Origin of the sequence: Bacteroides faecichinchillae JCM 17102 (genome assembly GCF_000614145.1) — a bacterium.
GTDB lineage: Bacteria > Bacteroidota > Bacteroidia > Bacteroidales > Bacteroidaceae > Bacteroides > Bacteroides faecichinchillae.
Window position 1 is genome coordinate 1 of the sequence record NZ_BAKK01000051.1, and the last position, 26722, is coordinate 26722.

General features: G+C 37.9%; 20 protein-coding genes and 2 pseudogenes. 2 read left to right on the plus strand and 20 right to left on the minus strand.

The genetic code is table 11. The annotated features are described in order from the left end of the window. Positions 1-113 precede the first annotated feature (113 nt). The 13 genes and pseudogenes from JCM17102_RS18035 to tig form a co-directional block, all read right to left on the minus strand. Positions 114-2423, minus strand: coding sequence for a DUF2339 domain-containing protein (locus JCM17102_RS18035; protein WP_025076164.1), 2310 nt, complete (start codon positions 2421-2423; stop codon positions 114-116). A 197-nt stretch (positions 2424-2620) separates the two neighbouring features. Next, complete coding sequence (locus tag JCM17102_RS18040; protein ID WP_025076165.1) at positions 2621-3808, minus strand: OmpA family protein; 1188 nt, start codon at positions 3806-3808, stop codon at positions 2621-2623. A gap of 103 nt (positions 3809-3911) precedes the next feature. Next, positions 3912-5813 (minus strand): DNA mismatch repair endonuclease MutL, encoded by a 1902-nt coding sequence (gene mutL / locus JCM17102_RS18045; RefSeq protein ID WP_025076166.1) that lies wholly within the window; start codon positions 5811-5813, stop codon positions 3912-3914. A gap of 88 nt (positions 5814-5901) precedes the next feature. Beyond that, positions 5902-6204 carry a hypothetical protein gene (locus JCM17102_RS18050; RefSeq protein WP_025076167.1) on the minus strand — a complete coding sequence of 101 codons (303 nt, stop codon included), beginning with the start codon at positions 6202-6204 and terminating at the stop codon, positions 5902-5904. A 1-nt stretch (position 6205) separates the two neighbouring features. Then, complete coding sequence (locus JCM17102_RS18055; RefSeq protein WP_025076168.1) at positions 6206-7936, minus strand: OstA-like protein; 1731 nt, start codon at positions 7934-7936, stop codon at positions 6206-6208. Positions 7937-7957: 21 nt separating this feature from the next. Continuing rightward, on the minus strand, positions 7958-9340 hold the full coding sequence (locus JCM17102_RS18060) for a peptidylprolyl isomerase (RefSeq protein WP_025076169.1): 1383 nt from the start codon (positions 9338-9340) through the stop codon (positions 7958-7960). 9 nt (positions 9341-9349) lie between these two features. Continuing rightward, a complete protein-coding gene (locus JCM17102_RS18065; RefSeq protein WP_025076170.1) occupies positions 9350-10195 on the minus strand; it encodes a peptidylprolyl isomerase in 846 nt (281 codons plus the stop codon). Positions 10196-10249: 54 nt separating this feature from the next. Further along, a complete protein-coding gene (locus JCM17102_RS18070; protein ID WP_025076171.1) occupies positions 10250-11785 on the minus strand; it encodes a peptidylprolyl isomerase in 1536 nt (511 codons plus the stop codon). A gap of 131 nt (positions 11786-11916) precedes the next feature. Then, complete coding sequence (gene guaB, locus JCM17102_RS18075; RefSeq protein ID WP_025076172.1) at positions 11917-13395, minus strand: IMP dehydrogenase; 1479 nt, start codon at positions 13393-13395, stop codon at positions 11917-11919. An 86-nt stretch (positions 13396-13481) separates the two neighbouring features. Further along, positions 13482-15661, minus strand: a pseudogene (gene recQ / locus JCM17102_RS28360) (DNA helicase RecQ). A gap of 171 nt (positions 15662-15832) precedes the next feature. Further along, positions 15833-17076: pseudogene (gene clpX, locus JCM17102_RS28365) on the minus strand (ATP-dependent Clp protease ATP-binding subunit ClpX). Between the two features lie 2 nt (positions 17077-17078). Beyond that, a complete protein-coding gene (gene clpP, locus JCM17102_RS18090) occupies positions 17079-17741 on the minus strand; it encodes an ATP-dependent Clp endopeptidase proteolytic subunit ClpP (protein WP_025076173.1) in 663 nt (220 codons plus the stop codon). Positions 17742-17882: 141 nt separating this feature from the next. Then, the gene (gene tig / locus JCM17102_RS18095; RefSeq protein WP_025076174.1) at positions 17883-19238 is read right to left on the minus strand and encodes a trigger factor; all 1356 of its coding nucleotides are present in this window, start codon (positions 19236-19238) and stop codon (positions 17883-17885) included. A 399-nt stretch (positions 19239-19637) separates the two neighbouring features. Here tig and rbpC point away from each other — a divergent pair, with 399 nt between their 5' ends. Continuing rightward, positions 19638-19883 carry an RNA-binding protein RbpC gene (gene rbpC / locus JCM17102_RS18105; RefSeq protein ID WP_025076175.1) on the plus strand — a complete coding sequence of 82 codons (246 nt, stop codon included), beginning with the start codon at positions 19638-19640 and terminating at the stop codon, positions 19881-19883. 77 nt (positions 19884-19960) lie between these two features. Here the strand turns inward: rbpC and JCM17102_RS18110 are convergent, their stop codons facing one another. Then, a complete protein-coding gene (locus tag JCM17102_RS18110) occupies positions 19961-20731 on the minus strand; it encodes an ABC transporter ATP-binding protein (protein WP_025076176.1) in 771 nt (256 codons plus the stop codon). Continuing rightward, a complete protein-coding gene (locus JCM17102_RS18115) occupies positions 20728-21471 on the minus strand; it encodes an MlaE family ABC transporter permease (protein ID WP_025076177.1) in 744 nt (247 codons plus the stop codon). Before JCM17102_RS18115 ends, JCM17102_RS18110 begins: the two co-directional genes overlap by 4 nt. 75 nt (positions 21472-21546) lie before the next feature. Here JCM17102_RS18115 and lptB point away from each other — a divergent pair, with 75 nt between their 5' ends. Next, entirely contained in the window at positions 21547-22311 is a 765-nt protein-coding gene (gene lptB / locus JCM17102_RS18120) for an LPS export ABC transporter ATP-binding protein (protein ID WP_025076178.1), read from the plus strand. Between the two features lie 100 nt (positions 22312-22411). Here the strand turns inward: lptB and der are convergent, their stop codons facing one another. From der to JCM17102_RS18140, 5 genes are all read right to left on the minus strand, one after another. Further along, complete coding sequence (der, locus tag JCM17102_RS18125; RefSeq protein ID WP_025076179.1) at positions 22412-23725, minus strand: ribosome biogenesis GTPase Der; 1314 nt, start codon at positions 23723-23725, stop codon at positions 22412-22414. 47 nt (positions 23726-23772) lie between these two features. Next, positions 23773-24654, minus strand: coding sequence for a GTPase Era (era, locus tag JCM17102_RS18130; protein WP_025076180.1), 882 nt, complete (start codon positions 24652-24654; stop codon positions 23773-23775). A gap of 84 nt (positions 24655-24738) precedes the next feature. After that, positions 24739-25746 carry a beta-ketoacyl-ACP synthase III gene (locus JCM17102_RS18135; RefSeq protein WP_025076181.1) on the minus strand — a complete coding sequence of 336 codons (1008 nt, stop codon included), beginning with the start codon at positions 25744-25746 and terminating at the stop codon, positions 24739-24741. 87 nt (positions 25747-25833) lie between these two features. Next, positions 25834-26019: a 50S ribosomal protein L32 gene (rpmF, locus tag JCM17102_RS24780; protein ID WP_002562387.1), complete on the minus strand. Its 186-nt coding sequence runs from the start codon at positions 26017-26019 to the stop codon at positions 25834-25836. Between the two features lie 12 nt (positions 26020-26031). Continuing rightward, positions 26032-26610 (minus strand): YceD family protein, encoded by a 579-nt coding sequence (locus JCM17102_RS18140; protein ID WP_025076182.1) that lies wholly within the window; start codon positions 26608-26610, stop codon positions 26032-26034. Positions 26611-26722: the final 112 nt, after the last annotated feature.

Genomic DNA, 26722 nt, shown 5'->3' on the forward strand with positions numbered 1-26722 from the left:
ACTTAAAAGGAAAGAGCCCGGTGCAATACCGAACTCTTTCAATTAATGGATAATGTTTAACCAGTACAACTTTTTGGGGGCACTTCAGAATCAACTTTGGGGGCAGTTTACTTTTAAGGAACATTTTCATCATTCTTAAAAAGCACATCTTTTAATTTCTGGTAAAGGAAAGATAGTACCAACAATATTAGTCCGAGAATAATAAATACTATAATCTTACCTATTGTAGGCATTGCCCACAAATCAATAAAGACAAGTTTAAATAAGACTATTCCAAAAGTAGCAAGACTTATCATTCGCAATACTTTTTGGTGGAAACGCATACCAAGTCCCATCTGAACAAATCCGGCAATACTTAAAGATAATGAGAATCCGGCACTAAATTCTTCAATTTCGATTTGCCAAAGGAAGAAACGTACAATTGTCACCCAGAGAAGTGTAGCAAGTATATTTAAATAGATCGTAAAGCCAACCTTTAACTCAGCGACAGTTGCATAATAATGTCGTGCAACATAACTAAGGTCAGCAATGACAAATAACACTGTACACCATCGCAACAAAGAAGGGCATAAAGTCATATTCTGCCACTGTTCGCACCAAATATTTAGTATATATACAAATACGTTTATTCCTATAGCCGATATATAAAGAAACATATTCCTTTTCATAGGGAATCGTTTTCTGAAAGCATAACAAAGAAATCCAATTGCTACTGAAGTAAACAGTAACATAGCACCGCTTCTCGTGGTTCCATCAAAAAACAAGTAAAACTCTTCCATGAAGGTATAGTATAGAATGGCTACGGACAAAAGAAACATCATAGCATTCCAGGGAGTATAGTTTAAAAGACGGGCTGTAGAGAAAAAGTCCCGATATTGCTCCATTAACAATGCAAACGTACCCATTGCCAGTCCAACAAATATAGATGTAGCGAAAGTACTATTCAAGAAAATTATTCCGATAGGATCATCTATCGGTGCTTTAAATACATCCACTAAAAAAGAGATCAGAGTAAGGCATACAAGTATAAAAGTTCCACGCTCATATACCCTGATTTTCGATTTGGCGTACAACCAAAGTAACAGTACCATTTCGGAAGCCCAACATAGCGTGATAAGGTTTCCATCTAACTGAAGGGGCACAGTAATAGATACAAAGGTCAGAACAAGTCCCAACATGGTATAAAAAAGGTATCGAGAATCTTTTTTACTTTTCCACAACCAAATAACCAAAACCAAATTGACGATAGCAATGAATAAGCTTAGCAGGCCTTCTGATTTGAAAGGCAGTTCCATATGCTGCAAAAGCAAAATTCCTAAAAGTAGATAAACGAAATTATTCGTTATAACAGCAAATACCAAAACCTTACTCATCTTCTTGGTTTCCACTTGAAGTATTGACAAGATGGGTAATAGAAATATAAAATAGAATAGGGTGGCAAACAGAAACAAATGCCCGGATACTACAGTAGAATTATAATCATAACCTGTCAAAAGATATATTCCCATCACCAAATAGGTAAAGACAAAGGAGACGACCGGAAGTTCCCCCCATTTTTTATATACGGAAAGCCAGAACATTCCCAAATTCAGAATACTCAAATACGTAAACAACACCATATAACTGCCTTCCCCGCTACTTACGATAAAAGGTGCTAAGAAGCCTCCGACAAGTGAAATGATAGCCAATTCACGCCGGTCGTATATGGTGGACAGAACAGACATAAAAACTGTAACTCCAACTAAAATAATAAATGCTAACGTCTGAGAGAAAAGGTGGTAATAATGGAACGCAATAGCTACCGTAAGATAGAAGACTGCGAATGCACCTCCTGCAAGCAACGAACTAAATGTACGGTATTTCTTTTGTAAACGTGCGGCGACTGCTAACAATGCAGCACCTGTTAAGAAGCCGAGAATAGTACGGAAAATCTCATTTATCCAATCTTTATCAATCGCATACTTCACAAAAAAGCCAACACCTATCACAAAGATAAGTATACCTATTTTTCCAAAAAGATTCTCGCCAATAAACTTCTCATAATTGACATTCTTACGTTTGGGAGCAATTGGCAAGACTTCTTCCACAATCTTACGCTTGACATCTTCCTGAACCACTTCCCGTTCTTCTTCAACCGATTCTTCGATTAATATTTCTTCTCTTAACGGCTCTTCCACTGCTAATAGCTCTTCTTGCACTCCAGGGGGAATCGGTACATTTTCTACTGCCTCCATTGAAGAATGCTCTTGCACTTTTTCTTCCTTAACGGTTACCTTCTGCTGAGTTTTAAGATATGTATCCATGCGTTTCTTAATCTCATCCAGTTCTTTTTCTACTTTCCCAAAACGGTTATCAAGCTTACGCAATATAACAATAAACAAAATTATAGCAAGTAGTGGGCATATTGAACCAAAATCTTCCATAGTATCTTATATTTGAGTTAGATAAAACAAATATAAAAATATTAAATGAGAAAGTATTATGTTAGGACTACAATTTAAAATAAAGACCTAAATTAGCCAACAACTATATACCATAGATACATAAATAAATAGCCCCATTTGCAATTTAACGCAAACGGGGCCAATTTAACGACTACAATATTTTAATTAATTCAATATCAATTGCTAGATTCTACCAATACTACACGATTCAAAATCGGCTGACCAAACTTATCAACACCACCACCGGCAGCGATAGACAATCTATCGGCAGAAATACCATATTTTTTAACTAACAGATCTTTAACAGCTTGCGCACGTTCCAAGCTCAATTTTTGATTGATAGATGGGGTACCTGTTGCAGAGTCTGCATATCCATTAATTGTATATTTAGCATTCGGGAATTCTTTCATCTTGCTAACAAGATATGACAAGTTCATTTCTTCTTGTGGAGACAACTTGTATGAACCGATCGTAAAGAATACAGTACGAGGAGCAATATTTGCATCAGTTACAACAACCTCTTCAGTTTCTTCTACTTCAACCGGTCGCTGTGCATTAGCCAACTGTTGTTGCAAATCCATGTTAGCAGCTGCCATTGCATTCATCTGATTGCGCATCTGTTGCAGTTCGATCTCAGAGATAATCTGAGGAACAGGGCGTTGGAATCCACGATTCGGGAAATAATAAGTTAAACCAAGAGTAGCACCAAGCATGCCATCATAATCACGTTTTCCTCCGTGTTCTCCGTCAAACTTACCTTCCATACCTGTAGCACTTAATTCCAGATTCAAATCAAGAGCATTCGACAAACGGAAACGGTTGATAATACCAGCATTGAAAGTTGCAGCATGTACATGAGGTCTTGAGTATGAATGAGTGAAACCAGCACCGATATAAGGTATGATTTCATACACACGATTAGGATTGTAACCACCGAACAAAGCATTCAGATTAAATAAGATATCACCATGCAAATTCATGTAGTCCCATCTTTGTTTATACGATCCGTCCTCTCTAGGACCACCGACTACATACTCTGCAGTCTCGCTAGTAGTAAACCCTTTTGCCTGCAATCCACTGTATTGCATACGCAATCCCAAGCCTGGAGTAAACCATTTACCAAGTGAAACATTTAATGTAGGAGCAACACGGTCCCTGAATTTACCAATATGATCATTATTACCAAACAGAACCTGGGCACCACCTCCCACAGAAAAGAACCAGTTACTCCAAAATGGGTTCGTTAATACTTGATATTTATCTTGTACCTGAATTACTTCGTATTCAGTTACGGTCATAGTCTGCTGCGCAGAAGCGACAGACGCAACGCCGGCAAAAGCCAGCAACATCAGAATCTTTTTCATATACCTTAATAGTTAAGTGGTTATTATATTCTTTTCTTTGTTGAACTATTTAAATAACACGAACAGAACTAAAAGGTTTTAAGAAAAGATGATTTTATTTGTTTTATTTGAATAATCTTTCGATATCTTCCTCCTTAATGGTTGTCAAAACAGTTTTTCCATCAGGAGTATAATTCGGTGAAGGACAGGCGAAAAGGCTGTCTACCAGGCTTATCATTTCATCATTACTCAGCACCTGGCCATAAACAATGGCTGCAGCACGAGCTAATGTTAAAGCTAAAATGTTTTGGATTTCTTCTTTGACATCACTCCCTTTTTCCATAGCTGTATGTAGCATATTACGCACCAATTCTACCGGATTTAGCCCTTCAATACCTGCAGGAATACCATTAATTGCATAACTTCCTCCTCCCAAATTGCTCAAATCAAACCCTACAGCCGATAAGTCATCCATGATACTTTGTAATACAGCAGACTCCGAAGCAGGCAATTGCAATATCTCAGGGAAAAGCACTCCTTGAGAGACTCCTTGTTTTTGACGGATCTGTACCAAATAACGATCAAATAGTACACGAATATGTGCCCGATGTTGATCGATCAACATTAATCCCGATTTCACTGAAGTCAGAATAAACCGTCCTTTGAACTGCAAATGTAGATTTCCTTTCTCTATCACAGACTCATCAGCATACAATGCGGATGAAACAACAGATACAGTTGAAGTGGTATTTTCCTCAGCATTCATTAGGGTTTCTGTAGAAGATGGTTCTTCCCAATCCATTTCTGGTTCCGGCTGAGGTTCATTCATCTTGCTAGCCTTTGTCAAACCGCTATACAACCCTTCCCACTCTACCTTTGGACGAGTATATGATCCGCCATTACTACTTCCAATAGAAGTTTTGAACGGATTGTAATCTGAATCATAATGTACTTTGGGAGGTGCAGGAGGCAAATTCTGTTCGAATGCGGGAATTTCAGGCATATCTTCCGTATCAAAATCAATAGAAGGAATAGCACTGAACTTTCCTAACGACTCTTTAACTGCCGCCGAAAGGATTTGCCAAATGGCCTGTTCATTCTCAAATTTAATTTCGGTCTTAGTCGGATGGATATTCACATCAATATTAGCCGGATCTACTTCAAAGTATATAAAATAAGAGACTTGTTCACCGGCTGGAATCAATTGTTCATAAGCCTCCATCACCGCTTTATGAAAGTAAGGGTGGCGCATATAACGTCCATTGACAAAGAAATATTGATGTGCCCCTTTCTTACGGGCAGTTTCTGGTTTAGCAACATACCCTGTTATCTTTGCCATGGTAGTATTCACCTCTACATTTAGCAATTGCTGATTAAGCTTTTTGCCAAAAACAGCCATAATACGTTGCCGTAAAGGAGATACAGGCAAATTGAATAATTCAGAATCATTACTATATAATGAGAAAGCAACTTCGGGATGTACCAAAGCGATTCGTTCAAACTCCGCCAGAATATTACTTAACTCTGTAGAATTAGCTTTTAGGAATTTACGTCGCGCAGGAATATTAAAAAAAAGGTTTTTTACTGAAAAGTTACTTCCTTTGGAGCAAGAAATGACTTCCTGACTCTCAATTTTAGAACCAGCAATAACCAGTTTAGTACCCAACTCTTCCGATTCAAGACGTGTTTTCAATTCGATTTGAGCCACAGCTGCAATGGAAGCCAGTGCCTCCCCACGAAATCCCATTGTACGTAAAGCAAATAAATCAGACGCTTCCCGTATTTTAGAGGTTGCATGACGTTCAAAAGCAAGTCGCGCATCTGTTTCTGACATACCTTTCCCGTCATCAATAATCTGAATTGAAGTCTTACCTGCATCCATTACCAACACGTGTATATTTTGCGCATCTGCATCAATTGCATTTTCTACCAACTCCTTGATAACAGACGCCGGACGCTGTATTACTTCACCAGCAGCAATCTGATTAGCCACTGAATCAGGCAACAAATGTATTATATCGCTCATACTTGTTATTTAATAGGTATATAGTAAAAATGAAGAATGTCATACAACCATAATGTAAACCTCAATTCTTCATTCTTAATTCTTCATATTAAAACGACCAACTTCCCGTATGTAAATAATGCCAAACAAATAATAGGAAAGCTATAATTAGCAATATGATTCCAAAAGAGACAGGTTTGCGACCACTAGCTTTTTTTCGTCTCAGGTGCGTAGTTCCCTCTACGAACTTTCCACGAATGTCTTCCGGATTAAACTCTTTTTCAGGAAGCATTCCCAATTCACGCTTTGCCTTCTCTTCCATCTTGGCAAGTTTCTCTTTCCGCTCATCAACATAGATATATTGATGATTGAATCTACGAGGTTTTCTCATTGAGTTGAAAAACATTCCCATATTACTTCATATTAATTAAGTTTCGTTTATCTGTTTTCGGTCTCCTATCAGTAGTCGGTTTCAACGACTCTCCTGCTCTCTTACTTCTCCAATCGAATATATCTTCTTTACTCAACGGGCGAATATAATCGAACCAGGCAAATGTAGGCAGACGTAATTTATCGGGTGGTATCTGATCCATTGGATACATAGTTCCATTCGACTTACCATCAAATTTACCTTTCTCCATCTTCTTTTCTTTCAAAAAAAGATGAAGCAAACTTCCTTCCGAAGTGTTAAATCCAGTCATTGTACTGTCTTTCTCTTCCGGATAGAAAGCTGTCTGAACATTGCCAATCACCTCAATATGACGCATATCACCATCAATAAAATATGCCTTCATTTCTTTCCCGGCTACTTGATTATAATGAATAGAGTCTTTCATTTCTACTGTCAATGTTTGATTGATAATATGCACCCAATCGATGGTACTATCATTCATATAGATTTTAATCTCTTCACCAAGCAATTGTTGTCCCTCATTCCAAAGAATCGGATCACGATACATAGTCAAACACGAATCTTTCGAATTATATACTAATGAGTCACAAACACCTTGCACATCTACACGATACATACGTACTTTATGATAGGCTTTCATTAACCGATATAAGGAATCCGTATTCAAATTGTAAGATACGACCTGTAATGTATCTCCATGTAAAAATAAGCTATCTCCTTGGGAATAGTCGATTACAATGGCACGTTTAGTAGCAAAAGCTGAGTCTGTCAGTTCATTATAGAAACAATAATCTCCTGTCAGTATATTCTTATTAATGCTGTCGGTCATCCGAACGTTATCGAATGCTTCACCATAACCTGCTTTTCTGTCATAAAACAGACTGTCACCAACTAATTTCTTCCCTTGATTTGTCAATATGGAACGGTCCAGTAACTCTGCCTGTTCACTCAATGTATTATAGAAACCTCGTTCTGAGTAAATATGATTATCATCACTTACGATATTAGACGGACCGAGTATATTTGCCACTTTAGAGAAAGTATTGTAACGCAACGTATCAGATGTCAAAACAAATTTAGGATTCACCAATTTTACGTCATGGTTGAATACCGATTGCTTGGTAGTCGGACTATACTCTCCCCAATCTGAAGTCAGCACATTTTCTTCATCCATCAATGTTCCACCTTCAAAATAGTATCCAAGATCATAAAGACGGTCATAGTTCAAACTGTCAGTCAGCAGAGTTGTATTTCGATTCACCATCTTCACATTCTCACGAAGCTGGGCTATTTGCGTTTGTCCGTCATAATAAAGATAATCTCCATCAATAAACAAGGTATCACCCTGCCGCATCTTCACATTACCAAATGCTTCGAAAGAATTAGTCTTTTCAAAAAGCAATGCACTGTCACAATCCATATACATACTGTCGTGACGAAACCTCACATTACCAATTAATATCTGCATATCGGGATGGTTCAGCTTGTCAGCCTGTGCTTCATCACTATGTAACAAATAGACTTTTGTTTTCTTTTTCTGCTTTTGCTGATCCGCAGTTTGAGTTACTTTTGACGTATCTTTATCCACCTTCATTGTGGAATCTACAGAATTTAATCTCGGTTCGGCAGGTCTTACCTGAGCCACAATGCATACACCAAACAGGCATAGAAAGCCTACAAGAAGCCATCTATGCCTGTTTGATTTTTGTTTTTTCTTATTTTGTTTCAGCATATAAAATCAAGCTGTTAAACATCAATCCTTCTTAATCCAACCCGGATATTTAAAGTCACACTTCTGCCAGTTTTCGTTGATACGTACATAAGTATGTCTTTGTTTCTCCAGAATCCACTTATGCAATAGTTCCTCCCGACGTTTTGCCATCACAATGTCTTTCAAATCCTGATAGTCTTCTGCAATAGTTGCTTTATGACCATTGATCTTAGCTTTCAGTTTTACAATAGCGCAAACTTCCCGACCATCTTTCTCATTAATCATAGGAAATGCTCTGGAAACTTCGCCGACATTCATTTTGTCCACTACTTTAGCCACGTCCTGAGGAAGATCCTGCATTTCGAATTTAGAAGTAGTTACACCAGTATTCTCATTGATATTAACCATAATCCCATGATTGTTACGCGTATCTTTATCATGCGAGATAACAGCTGCCGCATCATCAAAAGAGAATTTATTACTACGAATTTGATCAGCTACTGAGTCCAGACGTGCACAAGCTGCTGCCAACTCCTCATCTGACACTTTTGGTTTCAATAAGATATGACGAGTTTTAATACGGTCACCACGTTTTTCAATCAACTGAATGATGTGATAACCAAACTCCGTTTCCACAATCTTGGAAACTTTTTTGGGGTCCTGCAGACTAAATGCTACATTCGCATAAGCAGGATCTAACATACCACGCCCCATAAAATCCATCTCACCTCCTCTATATGCAGTTGCTCTATCTTCAGAATACAAACGGGCTAAAGTAGAAAAATCAATATCTCCTTTCGTCACACGGTCCGTATACTCACGCAATGTTTTCTTTACCTCCTCTATTTCAGATATAGGGATTTTAGGCTGAAGAGTAATAATTTGCACCTCTACCTGAGTTGGAATATAGGGAATACTATCCTGAGGGAGATCTTTGAAGTAACGACGTACTTCCGAAGGAGTTACTTTGATTTCCCCAACCAACTTCTGCTGCATCTTTTGTACAGTTATTCCATCTCGTGCATTATCACGCAACGCTTCGCGGATCTGAGTTGATGTCTTATTGAAATACTCTTCCATCTTCTCTCTAGAACCGATTTCCTGAATATACATATTTGTCAGCATATCTACCCGTTGAATAATTTCTGACTCAGCAACATCAATACTATCCAACTTTGCCTGATGTAGGAATAATTTCTGTACAGCAATTTCTTCAGGAATTATACAATAAGGATCGCCATCAAATCTGCGCTGTTTATACAGGGCCTCTAAACGGGCCTCTTCTACATCTGATTTCAAAATAGCTTCGTCACCAACTACCCAAACTACTTCATCAATCACATTGTCTTGTGCATATGTTTCCATATTAGCAATCATTGCCAAGACAAGGATAACAACAAATCTAAAGTTTATAAACTTCTTCATTCTTTGTATTTAATAATTATATATAATCTTCTTTTTATCTACTGCGCGTTGATACAGATCACTCTTTACTTGCTCCATAAAGTTCACACTTCTCTGATTAACCAACAAATCTTTTACTTCCGAGCGGGCAAACTCAAACGGTTTCTCATCTCCTACTCCGCGATAATCAATCACATTCAGAAAATAGTAAAATGCTGTATCTTTAAGTTCTATCTGACGATGTTTGTTCACATATTCTTCCGGTGATTCTATATCAAGTGGTATCATATCCAATATATCAGTCACAGACACCCATTTATCATAGAAATACTTATATTTTACAGCATTCTGAAAACTATACTTCTCCAAATTGTCTATCATATCTTGTTGTTCTGACTTATACCAACGACGCACATTATTTAGTTGCGGAGCAGTCAGCGGAACTTTAATAAATAAACCTTTGATCAACGAAGACTCTAATTTGAACAAGTCCTTATTTTCTTGATAATAAGCAAAAATCTCTTGTTCCGGAATATCATTAGTCAGCTTCTGATTAATTAACTCCTGTTGATAAGTATGCATAATTAAAGCTTTCCGATAATTTTCTACTAACTTATCTACTTCTACATTATCTGGAATATTATTCTCAGCTTTTTCATATAACAAAATATCTTCTACCCAACTACGAATATAATGCTCAACAAAAAGAGTACTGTCATCTTTTGATAGTCCAACCGGAAGCACAGACATCAAATCTTCTTTATATAAAAAGTTACCATCCACCTCTACTAAAGGTGTCTTGCCTTTATGGTCGTGCATTTCTTTACACGCTCCACAGCAATAAAGAGTAACCAGTAAGAGGATTATTATTCGCATTGTCAATCGAAATCTACTTATTTGAGGTACGAAGATAGTGAATAATCGGTTACATCAGTTATTATTAACGGTTTTTAAAACCTCTTCGTTAATTTCAACCTTACCGGAAACCTGCAATTCCCGCTCCCAGTATGTATAAAGATAGTTTCTATAATCCTTTCTCACCCGTTCTATAACTTCTCTATAATCATCCGGTCCCTTCCTTTTTTTGCCCACAACAACAGTAAAAGGATAATACATTACAGGTTCAAAATCACCTTTCTTAAAGACCAATTTATCTATGTATTTATTATGTCCGTCGGCAAAAGTTCCTTGTTCAACTTTTATTTTTTCGTCACCAGATGTATTAAAAGTTCTCTGCAATGTATCAGCCCACTCTTTTTCCGGTACTTTCTTCAAAAGCTTTTTAGCCTGTCTGGCTATTCTTTTATCAGCACAATGTAGAATAATTCCTTTATATCTTGGACTTTTCCAACGATAATCCTCTTGATGAAACTTAAAATATGTAGCCAAACCTGCTCGATCATTTACTGATGGCAAATCTATTTGCTGACGTGTCACTTCTGTAACTAGATAATCTTCACTATACTTTTGCACAGCACGTCGAACTTCCGGATGTTTACTTTCCAACTGCTCACTCTCATAATCGAGTAATGACTTCGCTATAAATCCATCTAACTGGCGCTTTACGGACAAAGGATGAGAAGCAGCATATCGTTTAAACATTGTACCCGTATACTCTTGTCCATCAATAGTAAACAAAGTTTGTGTTGTTACTCCTCGTCCCAATAGTTCTTCTATACCCGAATGATTTAAAGTATATTGATACTCTTTTTTTAACCGTTCAACCACTACCTCTGTCTCTTTATTCAAAAACTGTAAATTATTTAATCGCTTTTTAAGTATCCTTGAAACGTATTCGTAAACCGATATTTCTTTTTTATCAATTACTTTGAGAATATGTAATCCTTCCGGAGTAAAAAAAGGTTGAGAAACCTCACCTTTTGACAAAGAGAATGCTACTTTTTCCAACTCAGAGGTTGTTTGTAAAGTCTCTATCCATTGACAACGTTTATCATCTGAATATTTTTCCACCAAGGAAGTAAAATCTATATCAGGCTGGCCTTCTATCAGTCTATATAAAGAGTCCATACGGTTTTGTTCCTCCTGAAGCCGCTTGGCAGTTATTGTTTGGGGAAGAGATCTAAATAGTTGCATCACTTGAATCTGTCCATTTCCATGGGTTGATTGAATTTTCTGATAAAGTACCCGAAAACAGCTATCCAACACTAATGTATCTACAAGATAAGACTTCCGTAACCTCTCCAGATACTCCTTTTGTCGATCACGAAAACTCAAAGTAGTATCAATTCCCACTGCTCTAGCAGCATCAACCTTCAACTTATGTAAGACGAAAAGTTTTGTATATTCTATAGGAGAAAGTTTTGTTTCCGAATTACGCCGATAAGCATATTCAAACTCAGAACGAAGTATTTCTTTTCCGTTAATTCGCATCAACACTGGATCTTCCTGGGCAAAAGACAAAACTCTCCAAAAACAAATTACTCCTAAAAGCACCCCCCCTTTCATACCATATTCTTTACTTTTCAAATTACAAACACATTGAAAATGATAAAAAGCACAAACGGTGAATGGCAAGCACTATGTAGAAAAACATAGCTGTTCACCGTCCACCGTTTATCATTTACAGTTCTTATATTTTATTCCGGACGACTGTAGTTAGGCGATTCACTAGTAATCGTAACATCGTGCGGATGGCTTTCCATTACCCCTGCATTGGTAATACGTGTAAACTTCGCATCATGCAGTTTCTCAATACTAGCAGCACCGCAATATCCCATACCTGCACGTAAACCACCTGTCAGCTGATAAACTACTTCATAAAGAGTACCTTTATAAGGAACCCGTGCAGCGATACCTTCTGGAACCAACTTCTTCACATCAGCAGTTCCACTCTGGAAATAACGATCTTTTGAACCATTTTCCATTGCTTCCAAAGATCCCATACCTCGATATGACTTGAATTTACGCCCATTGAAAATAATAGTATCGCCCGGAGACTCTTCTGTTCCTGCAACCAATGAACCAATCATTACACAATATCCACCCGCGGCCAATGCTTTTACAACATCACCGGAATAGCGTAAACCACCATCTGCTATCAAAGGAATACCAGTACCTTTTAATGCTTTAGCCACATCGTATACAGCAGAAAGTTGAGGAACACCCACACCGGCAACAACACGGGTAGTACAGATAGAACCTGGACCAATACCAACTTTCACAGCGTCAGCACCTGCTTCTGCCAATGCTTTTGCAGCCGCGCCGGTAGCAATATTACCTACTACTATATCAATATTCGGGAAACGTTTCTTTGCTTCTTTCAACTTCTCGATCACGTACATTGAATGTCCATGAGCTGTATCAATAACGATAGCATCTGCACCAGCAGCTACCAAAGCTTCCATACGCTCCAAAGTATCAGCAGTTACACCAACACCAGCTGCTACACGCAAACGACCTTTGGAGTCTTTACATGCCATCGGTTTATCTTTTGCTTTTGTTATATCTTTATAAGTAACAAGACCGATTAATTTTCCATCTTTACCAACAATAGGCAACTTTTCAATCTTATGTTCCTGCAAAATCTGTGCAGCAGATTCAAGATCCGTAGATTGATTAGTTGTTACCAATCTTTCTTTCGGAGTCATAACATGATCGATATGTTTGTTCATATCCTTCTCAAAGCGCAAGTCTCTGTTTGTAACAATACCAACCAGATAACCTTTATCATCTACCACAGGAATACCACCGATTTTATATTCAGCCATTATGTTCAATGCATCAAGAACAGTAGAACCTCTCTTGATCGTGACAGGGTCATAAATCATGCCATTTTCGGCACGTTTTACAATAGCAACTTGTCTTGCTTGCTCTTCAATAGACATGTTTTTGTGAATCACACCTATACCACCTTCACGAGCAATAGCAATAGCCATTTTCGCTTCGGTAACTGTATCCATAGCTGCAGTCACAAAGGGAATTTTTAACTCAATGTTTTTTGAAAACTTTGTCGAGAGATCGACAGTACGCGGTAAAACTTCAGAATAAGCAGGGATCAACAGTACATCATCGTAAGTCAATCCATCCATTACAATCTTATCAGCAATAAATGACATAGGGATATGCGTTTAAAATTTATTGCGTGCAAATATACGTTTTTTATTCATAACCACATACCTGCACGCCTATTTTTTTCGCTTTTTTAATTTGCCATTTCAGAGATAAACTTAATACGAACCAAACGAACCTCTTCTTCAGTAAATTCATCTCCTAATTCGTCAAGTGCATCATCTATCTTATCTGTAGTCGATTCCTTAAAATAATCATAGATGTCAAGCAAATGGTCTTCATCCATAATCTCTTCTAAAAAATAATCGATATTCAATTTTGTCCCAGAGTAAACAATTGCTTCAACTTCATCCAGCAAATCACCAAACTCAATACCTTTAGAAAGAGCAATATCATCTAAAGCTACTTTTCGGTCAATAGCCTGAATAATTGAAACTTTCATCTTGGACTTATTAGCAACAGTCCGTACACGCAAGTCTTCCGGACGTTCAATTTCATTTTCTTCACAATGACGTTTGATCAACTTGCAGAATTCCTCACCATATCGTTTTGCTTTTCCAGCACCTACACCCGGAATATTTTGCAATTCATCCAATGTTACAGGATAGATAGTCGCCATCGCTTCTAAAGACGGATCTTGGAAGATGACATAAGGAGGAACTTCCAATTTCTTTGAAAGCTTCTTTCGCAAGTCCTTTAACATTGAGTAAAGAGCAGGGTCTACTGCACAAGAGCCACCTCCACGTGCCGGAACCTCTTCCTCTGTCTCTTCGAAATCATTATCCTCGGTAATCTTAAATGATTTTGGTTTTTTCAGGAATTTATGTCCTTCTTCCGTAACCTTCAGGAGACCATAATTCTCCACATCTTTACTTAAGTAACCGGCAATTAATGCCTGGCGAATCACCGCATTCCACGTTTTATCTTCTTCACCCATTCCCGATCCGAATACTTCAAGATCTTCATGTAGGTGAGCTTGTATTTCTGACGTTTCTTTACCTTGTAATATATCTATTATATAATCTGCTTTAAAATTCTCTTTCACCGCGATAATTGCTTCAATCACGGTACACAATAACTCTTGAGCCTCCACTTGTTTTTTAGGGTTTAAACAGTTGTCACAATTTCCACAATTTTCTTCCGTATACTCTTCACCAAAATAATGCAATAACTCTTACGACGACATACGGAAGATTCGGCATAAGCAGCGGTCTCTAACAAAAGCTGCTTGCCTATTTCCTGCTCAGCTACAGGTTTTCCTTGCATGAACTTTTCCAGTTTCTGCAAGTCTTTATTTGTATAAAAGGTTATACACTGACCTTCACCACCATCTCTACCAGCACGACCTGTCTCTTGATAGTATCCTTCCAGACTTTTCGGTATATCGTAATGAATCACAAATCTGACATCCGGTTTGTCAATCCCCATTCCGAAGGCAATAGTCGCAACAATTACTTCTACCTTTTCCATCAGGAAGTCGTCCTGATTCTTCGTTCTAGTCACTGAATCCATTCCGGCATGATAAGGTCTCGCATTAATACCATTTGCTTGAAGAATTTCAGCTAATTCCTCAACCTTCTTCCGGCTCAGACAATAAATAATACCTGATTTTTCCGGATTGTTCTTAATAAATTTGATGATATCTCTATCAATATTACCAGTCTTTGCACGCACCTCATAATAAAGGTTCGGTCGATTGAACGATGATTTAAATACCTGAGCATCCACCATGCCCAGATTCTTTTGAATATCGTGTTGTACCTTTGGTGTCGCAGTTGCTGTCAATGCAATCAATGGAGCTTTACCAATCTCATTTATGATAGGACGTATCCTCCGGTATTCCGGACGAAAATCATGCCCCCACTCAGAAATACAGTGAGCTTCGTCTACAGCATAAAACGAGATCTTTACCGAACGTAGAAATTCCACGTTTTCTTCCTTCGTCAAAGACTCAGGTGCTACATATAGCAATTTTGTCTTTCCGGCAAGAATGTCAGAACGAACCTGGTCTATCGCACCTTTATTTAATGATGAATTAATGAAATGGGCAATACCGTCCTCTTCACTGAAGTTACGCATTGCATCCACTTGATTCTTCATCAGCGCAATCAACGGAGAAATAACAATCGCCGTACCTTCCATCAAAAGTGAAGGTAACTGATAGCATAGAGATTTCCCACCACCGGTAGGCATCAGCACAAAGGTATCTCCACCATTGAGCAAATTATGAATAATTGCTTCCTGATTTCCTTTGAATTTATCAAATCCGAAATACTTTTTCAGTTCATCTGTTAAATTAATCTTCCCTGCCATCTTTAACTTTAGGTTGTTTTATTCAGTTTATGGTTTAACTTTAGAAAATCGCTCTTCCTATGAGAGCCTTAACAAAGTTATAAACAACTTCTTAATTACCAAGCAAAATACGACTAATATTTTCAAGAAAAAACAGAAAAAATCATTTTTACTTGCCTTTACCTTTTGATATTAAGCAGTTTGTAGTCTTGCCATATTCGCCTTTTCCAGCTGATGTTTAGCATAATCCAGCGTTACTTTATACTTTTTTTTGTTTTCCGACGGGATTTCAAACATAACATCCATCATGATTGTCTCCACTATAGAACGCAGTCCGCGGGCACCAAGTTTATATTCCACTGCTTTATCTACAATATATTCAAAAACCGATTCTTCAAATGTCAGTTTAATACCATCCATTTCGAATAGTTTGATATATTGTTTGATATAGAATTTTTCGGTTCAGTAAGAATAGCACGGAGTGCATTACGGTCCAAAGGATTCAGATAAGTCAGTACCGGAAGACGTCCGATAATTTCGGGAATTAATCCGAATGACTTCAAATCTTGAGGAGCAATATACTGCATCATATTATTCTTGTCGATCACAGCTGTTTTTTGAGAAGCGGTATAACCAACAACATGAGTATTCAGACGCTGTGCTATTTTCTTCTCGATACCATCAAAAGCACCTCCACAAATAAAAAGAATATTCTTGGTATTCACTGGGATCATTTTCTGGTCAGGATGTTTACGTCCCCCTTGAGGAGGAACATTCACAATTGAACCTTCTAATAATTTTAGTAAACCCTGCTGTACTCCTTCCCCGCTTACATCACGAGTGATGGAAGGGTTATCCCCCTTACGAGCAATCTTATCTATTTCATCAATAAACACGATACCTTGCTCGGCCTCGGGAACATTATAATCAGCCACTTGAAGCAAACGAGTCAGAATACTTTCAATATCTTCTCCCACATACCCGGCTTCTGTTAAAACAGTTGCATCCACAATCGTAAACGGGACATGGAGGAGTTTGGCAATCGTGCGTGCCAGTAACGTTTTTCCTGTTCCGGTACTACCCACCATGATGATGTTTGACTTTTCTATTTCCACATCATCGCCACTATCTTTTTGCAAAAGACGTTTATAATGGTTGTACACTGATACAGACAGGAAACGTTTTGCATCATCCTGTCCTATTACATACTGATCAAGGAATTCTTTAATTTCTACCGGTTTAGGCAGCTCCTTTAAATTAAGTTTGGTAACTCTAGCTCCTTTTTTACTTCCTCCTAACGCTTCTTGAGTAATCTCATAAGCCTGAGTAGCACAACTATCACAGATATAACCGTTCATTCCTGTAATTAGGAATCCAACCTCATTCTCCGAACGCCCGCAAAAGCTACATCTTTTCTTTGTCTTTGAATCAGCCATTTTTACTTTTTAATCAACACTTCATCAATCATGCCGTATTCTTTTGCTTCCTGAGCAGTCATCCAATAGTCGCGGTCTGAATCAGCCCACACTTTGTCGAAGTCTGTATGCGAATGCTCGGCAATGATTGTATAAAGTTCTTTCTTCAATTTTTGAATTTCACGAGCCGTGATTTCAATGTCCGAAGCCTGTCCCTGAGCACCTCCCATCGGCTGATGAATCATCACACGCGAATGAGGTAACGCTGAACGTTTACCTGCCGCACCAGAGACTAATAAAACAGCAGCCATTGAAGCAGCCATACCTGTACAGATGGTAGCCACATCACTTGAAATAAACTGCATAGTATCGTAAATACCTAATCCAGCATATACACTTCCACCAGGAGAATTGATATAGATAGAAATGTCCTTACCCGAATCAACGGAATCCAGATAAAGCAACTGAGCCTGGAGCGTATTAGCTGTATAATCATCGATCTGTGTACCTAAAAAAATGATACGATCCATCATCAATCGTGAAAAAACATCCAACTGAGTTACATTTAACTGTCTTTCTTCCAAAATATAGGGATTCAAATACCCGGCTTGCGATTTAATCACATCATCCAGTACCATGCCATTCATACCTAAATGTTTGGTAGCGTATTTTCTAAAATCATCCATGTTATTGTTCCTTTCTATTATTTTTAAATAAATGTAAGTGCAAAGAAACGAAAAAGAACACAGAGATACAAAAAAACACAGAGTTATAATTTTATAAAAACTCTGTGTTTCTGTGACTTTATATTCTGTTCTATCAAACGATTATTCAAACATCTTATTGAATTCTTCCATAGAAACAACCTTGTTCTCCAATGTTACCTTAGCCTTTAACACTTCAGCCAATTTCACTTCCACTACGCGGCTTACCAGATTATTGATTGTTTCTTTCTTCTTCAACATTTCCTGTGCATAGTTATCAAGTACATCATCTGGAATAGACAACATACCGTATTGAGCGAACTGAGCCTTAGTAGTTTCTTTTGCCATCTTCAGAACATCTTCTTGTTCTACCTTGATATTGTTTGATTCTACCAATTGTTCTTTGATCAGATGCCAAGTCAATTCTTCGATACTCTTATCGTAGTTCTCAGCAACGTATTCTTCACCTTTTTCTTCATTGTTCAGCAACATGATACGTTTCAGCAATGCATCCGGGAATTCCAGCTTACCAACCTTTTCCATCAACACTTTACGAATATCGATCAAAAATTTATAGTCGCTGTCAGCAACAAATCTTGCAGCAATATTTTCTTTAATCTTAGCACGGAATTCTTCTTCTGTCTTCACAACACCTTCACCGAAAGCTTGGTCGAATACTTCCTGGTTCAAATCACCTGGAACAAAACGGGTTATTTCTTCAATTTGGAAACTAAAATTAGACTTCACATCTTTGGCAATTGCCTTGTCAATCTTCAGCAAAGAAGCAAGTTCTGCTTCGTGACCATCATAAGCAACATTCGGGTTAAATACCAAGACATCATTTATTTTAGCATTAGCAAAGATAGCTTTCTGATCGTCGTTCTTCATGTATGAAGGCATCAAAACAGCACCTTCTACTTGAATACCGCTTTCTTTTGTATTGCCTTCATCGTCCAGTTGTGCCAACAGACCTTTCAGCATGTCATTCTCTTCGTAAACGTCTACCTTATCATATTTACCAGTACGTTGAGTGTACATCTTCACCTGGTTTTCAACCATTTCGTCAGACACTTTAATTGTATAGTAATCTACTTTATCTTTAGTGTCAACTTCAGCTTTGAATTCAGGAGCCAATGCAATATCGAATACAAAGTCAAATTCTTCCATTGTATCAAAGTCGATCGCTTGTTGCTTCTCTTCGTTAGGCAATGGTTCACCCAACATATTTACCTTATTTTCTTTAATATAGTTGTAAACAGCTTCTTGCAAAGTCTTATTCACTTCTTCTGCAATCACCGATTTACCGTACATTTTCTTAATTAGACTCAACGGAACCATTCCCTGACGGAATCCTGGAATCTGAGCCTTCTGACGAAGTGACTTCAACGACTTGTCTACCTTCCCTTGATAGTCAGCTTTCTCAAGCTTTACAGTAAGCTGTGCGCTTACTTTGTCAATGTTTTGTAATGAAACGTTCATTCTGACAATTATTTATTTGATTTATACTTTGTTCTATATCCTCAAAGAGGGTGCAAAATTAGTGCTAATCTTTTAAATTTCAAAAGACATTGCGGATTTATTTCTAATCTCATCCGGAATATCAATGTAACAAATCCATGACAAGTAACCCTTATTTGAGCTCATCGTACTCTTTTTTTCTCATTTTCTGCAAATTAAAGGGAAAAAAGATGGTCAATCCAAAAATTATTCTTTTCTTTGTCTCGGATTGATGGAGCATTAGTTTTTCGATTTCTATCACAAGGTTTTACTGCTGTTGCAAAAACGCATTTGTAAACTCTCTGTTGTTTTAATCCTAGTATTAGTAACCATCTATCCGGAGAGTTTTATTCATTTATTTATTTTTTTATCATTTTCATTATGAACATTTATGTTGGAAACCTTAACTACCGTGTTAAGGAACAAGATCTGCAACAAGTGATGGAAGATTACGGAGCAGTATCATCAGTTAAAGTAGTTATGGACCGTGAAACCGGTAAATCTAAAGGATTCGCTTTCATTGAAATGGAAGATGACGCTGCCGCAGCTAAAGCAATTGCAGAATTGAATGGTGCTGAATACATGGGACGTACCATGGTAGTTAAAGAAGCTAGACCTAGAGCCTAATTCCCGACGCTAACATAGCTAATAAAAAACTTCTGCCATTTGTGACAGAAGTTTTTCTTTTTATATCATTCCTTATATTAACCTTCCAAACTTTGCACTTCCACATCCTTGACTTTACGAAGCAGATCAGAAGCAAAAATAAAGTTATTCAACCGTTGATTTGTCGAAGTGAATATATCATCTTTGGTTCCTTCCCACTCTTTATGGCCCCCATAAATATAAATTACTTTTTCACCGATTCCCATAACAGAGTTCATATCATGAGTATTAATAATAGTTGTCATATTATATTCTTGAGTTATATCATGAATCAGATCATCAATTACTAAGGAGGTTTTCGGGTCCAATCCTGAGTTCGGTTCATCACAGAACAAATATTGAGGATTTAAAGCAATAGCACGAGCAATAGCCACACGTTTCTGCATACCTCCACTTATCTCGCCGGGATATTTATCTTTCGCTTCTGTCAGATTCACACGCTCCAAACAAAACATTGCCCGCTTTGTACGTTCACGAAGCGTATCGTTACTAAACATATTCAACGGAAACATCACATTATCCAGTACCGACATAGAGTCGAAAAGTGCTGCACTTTGGAAAATCATTCCCATCTCCTTGCGAAGCATCTTTTTCTCCTTTTTACCCATCAATACAAGATTACGACCGTCATACAAGACTTCTCCTTTCTCAGGAACCAGCAAACCAACAATACATTTCATCAGTACTGTTTTACCTGATCCACTCTGACCAATAATCAAGTTGGTCTTGCCATTTTCAAAAGTCGCATTGATATCGCTCAATACGGTCTTGCCATCAAATGATTTATAAAGTCCTTTTACATCAATCATCCCATTAAAAGTTTAGTTAATACCAAATCTGCAAAGAGAATTAAAACACTACTGCACACTACGGCATCTGTAGAAGCCTTTCCCACTGCAATTGAGCCACCTTCTACCGTATATCCGAAGAAAGCCGAAACACTAGCAATAATAAAGGCAAAGAAAAGGGATTTGATAATACCTGCCCAAATAAACCATTCGACAAACATATACTGCAATCCATATTCCAGATCGACAGCATTCATCACACCGGCAAACCAACAGGTACAAAAAGCACCAATGATTCCGGCAAAAATACTGAATGTCACTAAGATTGGAATGACAGTTACCATTGCCGTAATTTTAGGCAATATCAGGTAATTGGCAGAATTAACACCCATTATTTCAAGTGCATCAATCTGTTGTGTTACCCGCATTGTTCCTAGTTCCGAAGCAATGTTCGAGCCGACTTTTCCTGCCAGAATAAGACACATAATTGAGGAAGAGAATTCTAACAACATGATCTCACGTGTCACATATCCTACTGTCCAGCGAGGCATCCATGGACTTTCAATATTCAATTTAATCTGAATGGTAATAACCGCGCCGATAAAAAATGAAATTAACAGCACGATACCGATGGAGTTCACGCCTAGTTGCTCCAACTCGTTAACGTATTGTCGGAAAAACATACGCATACGTTCAGGACGGGAAAAAGTCCGCCCCATCAGCATGATATATCGTCCGACGGTTCTCAATGCTTTTATCATAACTCACACTATTTGTCTGCAAATGTACACTATTTCAGCTTATTTTTACTACATTTGCCGCAAAATAACTTGAATATGGAAGAAAGCAAGATGGTGCTTCGTACGGAAGACCTGGTGAAGAAGTACGGTAAACGAACCGTTGTTAGCCACGTATCCATCAATGTGAAGCAAGGTGAGATTGTAGGTTTGTTGGGGCCTAATGGTGCCGGTAAAACGACTTCATTCTATATGACCGTAGGATTGATTACTCCTAACGAAGGACGTATCTTTCTTGACGACCTGGAGATTACCAAGTTTCCGGTTTATAAACGTGCACAAACAGGTATTGGTTACTTGGCACAGGAGGCTTCTGTATTCCGTCAGATGAGCGTAGAAGACAATATCGCTGCAGTTCTGGAAATGACCAATAAACCTAAAGAATATCAAAAGGAGAAACTTGAAAGTTTAATCGCAGAATTCCGTCTACAAAAGGTACGTAAGAATAAAGGTAACCAACTATCCGGTGGTGAACGCCGCCGAACGGAAATTGCCCGTTGTTTGGCTATTGACCCCAAATTTATCATGCTGGATGAACCATTCGCAGGAGTCGATCCAATCGCGGTAGAAGATATTCAGCAAATTGTATGGAAATTAAAAGATAAAAATATCGGTATTCTGATTACGGACCATAATGTTCAAGAAACATTAAGTATTACCGATCGGGCCTATTTGTTGTTTGAAGGAAAAATTCTATTCCAAGGTACACCGGAAGAACTTGCAGAGAACAAAATTGTACGTGAAAAATACCTAAGTAATAGTTTTGTGCTGCGCCGTAAAGATTTCCAGCTAGATAAGGATTAAAGGTTTATCAGAAACTAACTCTGTATTTTCAAAGAAATAAAATAAAAATGCCCGGGGACATCAGTTCTCGGGCATTTTAGTTGAAATATGTTTTCTATAATTATTTCTGTCGAATATAAATATTAATCGGTGTACCTGTCAGGTCCCACTTTTCACGCATCTTATTTTCAAGGAAACGTTTATATGGCTCCTTTACGTATTGAGGCAAATTAGCAAAATAAACAAATGAAGGTACTTGAGTATTTGGCAACTGCGTGACATATTTAATCTTAATATACTTTCCTTTATTTGAGGGAGGAGGGTAAGCCTCGATCAATGGAAGCATCTCTTCATTCAAACGGGCGGTAGGTATCTTAGTAGTACGATTCTCAAATACAGTACAAGCCTCTTCAAGCACTTTCAAAATACGTTGTTTCGTTAATGCCGAAGCAAAGATGATCGGAAAATCCACAAAAGGAGCAAAACGCGAGCGCACCGCCTCTTCAAATGTCTTCATCACTTTCACTGTTTTATCTTCCACTAAATCCCACTTGTTAATAACAACCACCAAACCTTTCTGGTTTTTTTGAATTAATGAAAATATATTCAGATCTTGGCTTTCAATACCTCTCGTAGCATCCAGCATTAGAATACAAACATCTGCACCTTCAATGGCACGTATCGAACGGATAACTGAATAATACTCCAGATCTTCATTTACCTTATTCTTTTTACGAATACCGGCAGTATCTACCAAATAGAAATCGAAACCGAACTTATTATAACGGGTATAAATAGAGTCACGAGTAGTTCCAGCTATTTCTGTCACAATATTACGGTCTTCACCGATAAACGCATTTACAATAGAAGACTTACCTGCGTTTGGACGGCCTACTATGGCAAAACGTGGAATATCATCATCTAATATTTCTGCAGTATCTTTCTTAAACTTACTGACAACCAAATCCAACAAATCACCCGTACCGCTTCCCGTAATAGCGGAAATACAATTCGGATCACCTAATCCTAATTTATAAAACTCAGGAGCGTTGTAGTGTAATTCGTTATTATCTGTTTTGTTAGCGACTATAATCACCGGACTATTCGCACGTCGTAAGATAGACGCTACTTGCAAATCCAAATCAGTTACTCCATTTGTTACATCTACAACAAACAAAATGACATCTGCTTCATCTACAGCCAATAATACCTGTTTACGAATTTCTTCTTCAAAAACATCATCAGAGTTTACTACCCATCCTCCGGTGTCTACCACTGAAAACTCTCGGCCTAGCCATTCCGACTTACCATATTGTCTATCGCGAGTAGTACCCGCTTCTTCATTCACAATAGCCTGACGGGTTTTCGTCAGACGGTTAAATAAGGTAGACTTGCCCACATTTGGACGTCCTACAATTGCAACTAAATTTCCCATAGTTCAATACCTTGTTTTTTACGACTATCACAGTCGTATGAATACTTTTAATCTAACTGATAACCAAAATTACGCAATTCTTTATCCGAACTACGCCAATCCTTATCAACTTTCACATACGTCTCAAGGAAAATTGTTTTTCCAAAGAAACGTTCCAGTTCCCGACGCGCTTCGGTAGCGACCTTCTTCAGCGCCTTTCCCTGCTTGCCGATAATAATGCCTTTCTGCGAATCACGCTCCACATAGATCACTGTCTGAATATGGATTTTCTTCGCTTCTTCTTTAAATTGTTCCACGACCACTTCCACCGAATAAGGGATTTCTTTATCGTAGTATAACAATATCTTTTCCCGAATAATTTCATTCACAAAGAAACGAGCAGGTTTATCCGTCCACTGATCCTTTCCAAAATAAGGAGGAGAGTCTGGCAGCAATTCCTTGATCCGCTTCATCACATAGTCTATATTAAACTTTGATGCGGCAGAAATCGGAATAATCTCAGCCTGTGGCAGTAATTCCTTCCAAGCTTCTACCAACTTAACCAGCTTTTCCTGATCTGTAAGATCTATTTTATTGATAAGTAATAGAACAGGTACTGTCATCTGACGTACCTTATCCATAAACTCATTATTCTTATCGGGTGTCTCCACCACATCAGTCACATAAAGTAAAATATCCGCATCAGTCAATGCCGAAGTAGAAAAATTCAGCATCGACTCCTGCAATTTGTAGTTAGGTTTCAATACACCCGGAGTATCAGAAAAAACTATCTGTATCTCATCCGTATTATAGATACCCATAATTCGATGACGAGTAGTCTGAGCTTTGAATGTGGCTATTGATATACGTTCACCCACCAAAGCATTCATCAATGTCGACTTTCCGACATTTGGATTTCCTACTATATTTACAAAACCCGCTTTATGCATCTCTTTATATATATTGGTTAAGACAAAAAAACGCATCGAATCGAAATAGGATGCGTTTTATAAGTTATAGTTCAGTAACTAATGTTACGATTTCTTTTTTCCATCATAACCCCATTTCACATAAACCGCACCCCATGTAAATCCAGCGCCGAATGCTGTAAAAATGATGTTATCACCTTTCTTAAGTTTATCCTCAAAATCCCAGATACATAATGGAAGCGTACCTGCACTTGTGTTACCGTAATGCTCGATATTAACCAATACCTTATCCATTGGAACTTCTAAACGATGAGCCACAGCCTCGATGATACGAACATTTGCCTGATGAGGAACAATCCAGTCGATAGTATCTCTTGTCAAACCATTCTTTTCTGCAATGGCAGCCGATACATCTGACATACTGGATACAGCATATTTAAATACTGTTCTTCCTTCCTGGTGCAAATAATGCATTTTATTATCTACTGTGAAATAAGACGGCGGACAAACCGAACCTCCAGCTTTCATATGAAGGAAAGGTAAACCTTTACCATCTGTTCTCAAAATAGAATCCATAATACCATAATCTTCTGTTGTCGGCTCTACCATAAAGGCTGCAGCACCGTCACCGAAAATAGGGCAAGTTGCACGATCTGTATAATTAACCATTGACGACATCTTATCGGCGCCAACAATGATAATCTTCTTATATCTTCCTGAACGAATAAAATTAGCAGCAGTCTCCATCAAAAACAGAAAACCGCTACATGCAGCCTGTAAGTCGAAGGCAAAAGCATTTTTCAGTCCAAGTTTATCACAAAGAATAGAAGCAGTAGAAGGGAAGTGATAGTCAGGAGTAGTAGTAGCAACAACAACCAAATCAATATCGTCAGGATTAGCACCAGTCTTTTTCATCAACTGTTTAGCAGCTTTACGCGCCATATAAGAACTACCTAATCCTTCCTCATTCAGAATATGTCTTTCTTTTACTCCAATACGAGTCATAATCCATTCATCGTTGGTATCCACCATCTTTGATATCTCGTCATTAGTCAAGATATAATCAGGTACATATCCTCCGACTCCTGTGATTACTGCATTTATTTTTTCCATCAAACCTATTTTAAATTAGCAATACTATAATACCTAAAGCAGCCGGAGAGCTTTGCCCCCTGGCTGTCTTGAGTATAACTGTATTGATTATACAGCTGCTTCTTTTTCGATAGCTAACTTACCTCTGTAGTATCCGCAAGCACCACATACAGTGTGATAAACATGCCATTCACCGCAATTTGGACATATAGCCAATGTAGGAGCTACTGCCTTATCATGAGTTCTTCTCTTCGCAGTTCTTGTTTTTGATTGTCTTCTCTTAGGATGTGCCATTTTCTTAAAACTTTAATTATTATCTAATATTTTTTTTAATTCATTCCAGCGAGGATCAACTTGTTCCTCCACTTCTTCCTCAATCACGATTTCATCCCCTCCAGTGTCGAAAACTTCATCGCTATCTTCATCAGCACTTGTTTTTATGTGCTTACTCAACTTGTTTGTCATAGCCTTGTTACACTTACCAGGGGCATGTACGTGCTTCATCGGAATTGAGAGTGCAACAAACTCATACATGAACCATGCAACATTAATCTCCCCTTCTTCTTCAGGGATCACAATCAGGTTATCACCTTCTTCTGCATATTCACGTCCAAACTTCACCATCAGTTTATCAGAAGAACTGATTGGCAGTTCCATTTCATCCAAACACCGATCGCATGGTACCCATACGATTCCATCTGTTTGGAAACTCAATTCGAAAGCACGAGAGGTTCTCTTTACAGTTAATATAACATTAACTTTTCCCTTCTGAACTTCAGGACCATCAATGTGAGCGAAATAAAGGTTATCTAATACAAACTCATACTTAGCAGAGTCTGCTTGCATGCCTTTCAAATCAATTTTGTATTTATCAAACTTTCCCAAAGCTTCTCTCTTTTTTAAATCGTTAGATTACAATTCGGGCGACAAAGATACAAATAAATATCCTCATAACATACAAATTATCAGTAAATCTTCACTTTTTAATAGGTATTAT

Bases quoted from the DNA above. Each gene is read 5' to 3' on its own strand.
- JCM17102_RS18035 (WP_025076164.1), bottom strand. From the start codon at position 2,423: ATGGAAGATTTTGGTTCAATATGCCCACTACTTGCTATAATTTTGTTT.
- JCM17102_RS18040 (WP_025076165.1), bottom strand. From the start codon at position 3,808: ATGAAAAAGATTCTGATGTTGCTGGCTTTTGCCGGCGTTGCGTCTGTC.
- mutL (WP_025076166.1), bottom strand. From the start codon at position 5,813: ATGAGCGATATAATACATTTGTTGCCTGATTCAGTGGCTAATCAGATT.
- JCM17102_RS18050 (WP_025076167.1), bottom strand. From the start codon at position 6,204: ATGGGAATGTTTTTCAACTCAATGAGAAAACCTCGTAGATTCAATCAT.
- JCM17102_RS18055 (WP_025076168.1), bottom strand. From the start codon at position 7,936: ATGCTGAAACAAAATAAGAAAAAACAAAAATCAAACAGGCATAGATGG.
- JCM17102_RS18060 (WP_025076169.1), bottom strand. From the start codon at position 9,340: ATGAAGAAGTTTATAAACTTTAGATTTGTTGTTATCCTTGTCTTGGCA.
- JCM17102_RS18065 (WP_025076170.1), bottom strand. From the start codon at position 10,195: ATGCGAATAATAATCCTCTTACTGGTTACTCTTTATTGCTGTGGAGCG.
- JCM17102_RS18070 (WP_025076171.1), bottom strand. From the start codon at position 11,785: ATGAAAGGGGGGGTGCTTTTAGGAGTAATTTGTTTTTGGAGAGTTTTG.
- guaB (WP_025076172.1), bottom strand. From the start codon at position 13,395: ATGTCATTTATTGCTGATAAGATTGTAATGGATGGATTGACTTACGAT.
- clpP (WP_025076173.1), bottom strand. From the start codon at position 17,741: ATGGATGATTTTAGAAAATACGCTACCAAACATTTAGGTATGAATGGC.
- tig (WP_025076174.1), bottom strand. From the start codon at position 19,238: ATGAACGTTTCATTACAAAACATTGACAAAGTAAGCGCACAGCTTACT.
- rbpC (WP_025076175.1), top strand. From the start codon at position 19,638: ATGAACATTTATGTTGGAAACCTTAACTACCGTGTTAAGGAACAAGAT.
- JCM17102_RS18110 (WP_025076176.1), bottom strand. From the start codon at position 20,731: ATGATTGATGTAAAAGGACTTTATAAATCATTTGATGGCAAGACCGTA.
- JCM17102_RS18115 (WP_025076177.1), bottom strand. From the start codon at position 21,471: ATGATAAAAGCATTGAGAACCGTCGGACGATATATCATGCTGATGGGG.
- lptB (WP_025076178.1), top strand. From the start codon at position 21,547: ATGGAAGAAAGCAAGATGGTGCTTCGTACGGAAGACCTGGTGAAGAAG.
- der (WP_025076179.1), bottom strand. From the start codon at position 23,725: ATGGGAAATTTAGTTGCAATTGTAGGACGTCCAAATGTGGGCAAGTCT.
- era (WP_025076180.1), bottom strand. From the start codon at position 24,654: ATGCATAAAGCGGGTTTTGTAAATATAGTAGGAAATCCAAATGTCGGA.
- JCM17102_RS18135 (WP_025076181.1), bottom strand. From the start codon at position 25,746: ATGGAAAAAATAAATGCAGTAATCACAGGAGTCGGAGGATATGTACCT.
- rpmF (WP_002562387.1), bottom strand. From the start codon at position 26,019: ATGGCACATCCTAAGAGAAGACAATCAAAAACAAGAACTGCGAAGAGA.